This window comes from Armatimonas sp., from assembly GCF_043760365.1.
In the GTDB taxonomy this organism is placed as follows: Bacteria; Armatimonadota; Armatimonadia; order Armatimonadales; family Armatimonadaceae; genus Armatimonas.
The window spans coordinates 1-3,878 of record NZ_JAYUPA010000674.1; the positions used below are offsets into that span (position 1 = coordinate 1).

The window sequence follows — 3,878 nt, forward strand, 5'->3', positions numbered from 1 at the left end:
CGAGGCGACTTCCGCCATGGGCAACGTGCCGTGAAAGTTGAGGTAGCTCTGGCCCCGGGAGAGAAACGAGTGGATACCGTGGCCGAGCTCGTGCGCCAGAGTGTTCTTATCCGTGGCACGGTCCAGATAGCTCTGGAAGATGTAGGGATGCAGGTCCGGGGTAATGTAGGAGCAGAAGGCACCGCCTTGCTTGCCCGGGCGTGGCGCGGCATCAATCCAGCCCTCCTCAAAGAAGGCCCGCCCCGCGGCGGCATAGCCCCCCTCGAAACTCTCAAACGCGGCGAGTATTTCGTCGCGCGCCGCCGCGAAGGGCACCGTGGGCTCGTCGCTGCGTAGCGGGGCGTAGCGGTCGTAGTGCATCAGGGAGTCCAGCCCCAGGAGCTTTTGTTTGGCGCGGTAGTAGCGGCCCACCAGGGGATAGCCCGCCTCGGCAGTGTCGGTGACGGCGGCGACGATCTCGGCTGTTAGTTCATTGTTCAGGTGCCGTGCCTGCTCGGGATGCGTGTAGCCACGGAGCGTGTCTTCAACAGCCTTATCCTGGACGAGCGTATTGTAGATATAGGCCAGCGTCCGTGCATGGGGCCGTAAGCCTTCCGTGAGAACTTCGGTGCTGCGGCGACGGACATCGCGGTCGGGATCGTACTGAAGGACGGTGATCTCCGACAGACTGAGGCTCTTGCCGTCGTAGGGGAAGTGCAGGCTGGAGGTCAGCTCCTGGAAAAGCCGCACCCAGGCCCGGCTGCCCGTGTTCGCTTTCTGTGCGAGAATGCTCTCTTCCCCCTCCGAGAGCATGAACGGGGCGGTGCGGGCGGCCTGGAGCAAGTAGCGCTGCCAGTTCGCCAGCGCGGGCATCGCAGCAAATTCCGTCAGTTGTTTACCATCGAGGCGTGCCAGCTCGATAGGGAAGAAGAGAATCGGCAGGAGTGCCGTGGTGGTCTTCTCGCGCAGCTTTTGAACCAGTGCTCCGTTTTCGGGGGCGGTGTCGGCGGCGAAGCGAAGACTAGCGTAAGTCGCGGGCTTGCTGCCTTCTTGTAGCAGGCGCTCGTAGGCTGTCAGGGCCTCGGCCAGCGCGGCGGCATTCAGAGTGGCAATCTTGCCCTGGTAGTGCGTCGCGAAGTCTTGCGCGGCCCGGGTGATCTGGGCAAGCGTGTCCAGGAGCCGGGGATCGTCCGGGCTCTGGAACAGGTCGGTGAGGTTCCAAGATGGGATAGCGGTCATGGCGTTTTTATCTGTCCTTGACGGATTAATCGTCTCACGTTATCATACCCTTACATGTATCGTTATCGGCAGTATTGGGTCGGCTTTGAGAGGCATCTACAGCGGGGGGTGGATGGCCTGTGCCTACATCGGCACATGGTCTACACGCGCCCGGTCACTTGCTGTCTCTAAGCCCGCCTGCTTCTTCGTGAGCAAGCGGGCTTTTTTGTTTCACGAGAGGAGTGTCTACCGAAATGGGTCAAGAGGTTCTGGTCTTAAACAGCGATTACGAGCCGCTGAATGTCTGCAACGTCCGCCGGGCGATTGTGCTGGTCTACCTGGGAAAGGCCGATATTTTGCACACGCACGGTGAGGAAGACACACGCACGGCAGAGGCATGGTTTACCGCTGAGGGCCAGAGTATCGCGCACCCTTCGGTCGTCAAGCTGCGCCAGCATGTTCGTCGCCCTCTCCCGGAGCTGAAGCTCTCTCGGCGTAGCATCTTCGCGCGTGACAACTACACGTGCCAGTACTGCGGCCAGGTCAGCAAAGAGCTCACGATTGACCACGTCGTTCCCAAGCACAACGGCGGCCCGATGAGCTGGGAGAACCTGGTGGCGTGCTGCCGCCGCTGCAACACGCGCAAGGGCGACAAGCCGCTGGAGAAGTGCGGGATGAAGCTCACACGCCAGCCCCGCCGCCCACGCTACACGCCCTACATCGCGCTGAACAAGTACGTCTCCGGCACCCGTCACGCCGTCTGGCGCGACTATCTGCCCATCTTCAGCGATGTCGGCGGGGTATTTCAGTAAGTTTCTCAAAGTGGCCCCGCCCCGGCGGGGTCATCGTCTTTTGAGCCATAGGAGGCTATAATAAAAGTATGTCAACTACAATTACCGAGCCTACTACACCCATCGAAAATTTCGAGCTAAAGAATGGGAAATTGCCGCTGACACATTTAAAGATTGAGAATTTTCGTGTGTTTAAACACTTAGAAATTCCTGAAATTTCCCGAGTGAATTTAATTACGGGGAAAAATAATATTGGTAAAACAGGATTGCTTGAAGCTATTTGGTTGCTTGCTGAGCGTGGTCATCCTGATAGTATAAGGAAAATTATTCGAAGTAGAGGTGAATATAAATTTCTCAATAAAGATTCTGCTTTAGATAACTCTTATGATTTGACAAAATTAAGTTTTCTGTTTTCTGGTTATCCTGATTTTTACCAAACAGATTCCAGGATTTATATTCAAGGAGATAAAGAAGGTCGCTATTATATAGATATATCGGTGTCTAGTAAGGGGGATTCTGTCTTGAGAAAATCCTTTCGCTTAGATTATTTATGTCAGGATGATAAAATTGGTTATGAGATAAATACTTCTATTGAATTTTTATCTAATACAAATCTTTATTATTCTAGTAAATCTTTCCCTGTTGAAATGCTTAAAAGCTCTTTGTATTCCGATTTTGACATGGCAAATATGTGGGATAAAATTTCTTTAACAGATTATGAAGATAGTGTTTTAGAGTCACTGAAAATATTTATTAAGGATATTCATAGAATTGATTTTATAGGGAATCTTAATAATTCAAGTGAACGTAAGCCTTTTATTCGCATATCTGGAAATAAAGAACCCTTGCCACTGAATAGCTTTGGTGATGGTGTTTTGAGATTTTTAGGCATTTCTATTTCTATGATGAATGCAAATAATGGTATATTTCTTGTGGATGAGATTGAAAATGGAATACATTATTCTGTTTTGCCAGATGTTTGGAGAATGATTTTTCATACTGCTAAACGGCTGAATATCCAAGTTTTTGCAACCACACATAGCTCAGATTGTATTCAGGCATTCCAAAAAGCGGCAGCGGAAGATGATGATCCCAATAGTGGAATGTTGATTCGGCTGGAGAGAAATAAAGACGGTGATATTGTGCCGGTTATGTTTGACGAAGAGAAACTCGAAGTCGTCGCACGGCGACATCTTGAGGTGCGTTGAGCGTGGCTAATATCGAAGTTGTTGAGGGGCCGGAGGAGACGTTACTACTAACGGAAGGCCCGGATGATGTTCGTGTGATTCAATCACTTTTGAGAAGCTATGGGTATGTGGGCAGAGTTCGCATGCAAAATAGTGAAGGGTATCAACAGCTCCGTAACGATCTGGAAGCAATTCTGGATGACTCGCGTTTGCAGCGAGTTGGAATTATTGTTGATGCGGATACGAATCCAACGAACCGCTGGGTTTCGATTCGTGATCGCCTGAAAGAGTGTGGCTGTGATCCGCCCAAAGAACTCCCTGGAGAGGGTGCTGTATTCTCTGGGCCACGAGGCACGGTGGGTGTTTGGGTGATGCCGGACAATGATCAGACCGGGGCGCTGGAGGCGTTTCTCCGTCTGCTTGTTCCCGAGGGCGATCCGAACTGGGAGTATGCGGGTGTTTGCGTGGCGGGGATTCCCAAGCCAGGCGGCACGTCTGAGAACTGGGGAGCGAAGGCGCAGATTCATACCTGGCTGGCGTGGCAGAAATATCCTGGCAAGGCACCCGAGCAGGTTTTTACGCGAAAGTATCTCGATCCAAAGGCCCAAGCGGCGCAGAATCTGGTGGCGTGGCTGGAGCGGCTTTTCGAGTTGCGGCAGGAACGGTAGGTTTATTCCTTAAACGTCACACTTCGGTGAGGGGC

4 protein-coding genes are annotated in these 3,878 nt (G+C 52.3%); 3 read left to right on the top strand and 1 reads right to left on the bottom strand.

What is annotated here, in order from left to right; translation table 11 throughout:
* The coding region (locus ACH2EH_RS15635) for a M3 family metallopeptidase (RefSeq protein WP_395142988.1) at positions 1-1,218 on the bottom strand (1,218 nt) is incomplete at its 3' end.
* Positions 1,219-1,451: 233 nt separating this feature from the next.
* Here ACH2EH_RS15635 and ACH2EH_RS15640 point away from each other — a divergent pair.
* The 3 genes from ACH2EH_RS15640 to ACH2EH_RS15650 all read left to right on the top strand — a co-directional run bounded on the left by ACH2EH_RS15640 (position 1,452) and on the right by ACH2EH_RS15650 (position 3,843).
* A complete protein-coding gene (locus ACH2EH_RS15640; RefSeq protein ID WP_395142990.1) occupies positions 1,452-2,009 on the top strand; it encodes an HNH endonuclease in 558 nt (185 codons plus the stop codon).
* Between the two features lie 68 nt (positions 2,010-2,077).
* Positions 2,078-3,196, top strand: coding sequence for an ATP/GTP-binding protein (locus tag ACH2EH_RS15645; RefSeq protein ID WP_395142992.1), 1,119 nt, complete (start codon positions 2,078-2,080; stop codon positions 3,194-3,196).
* A 2-nt stretch (positions 3,197-3,198) separates the two neighbouring features.
* Complete coding sequence (locus ACH2EH_RS15650) at positions 3,199-3,843, top strand: DUF3226 domain-containing protein (RefSeq protein ID WP_395142993.1); 645 nt, start codon at positions 3,199-3,201, stop codon at positions 3,841-3,843.
* Positions 3,844-3,878 lie beyond the last annotated feature (35 nt).

Coding starts and splice junctions, on each gene's coding strand:
- ACH2EH_RS15640 (WP_395142990.1), top strand. CDS start 1,452: ATGGGTCAAGAGGTTCTGGTCTTAAACAGCGATTACGAGCCGCTGAAT.
- ACH2EH_RS15645 (WP_395142992.1), top strand. CDS start 2,078: ATGTCAACTACAATTACCGAGCCTACTACACCCATCGAAAATTTCGAG.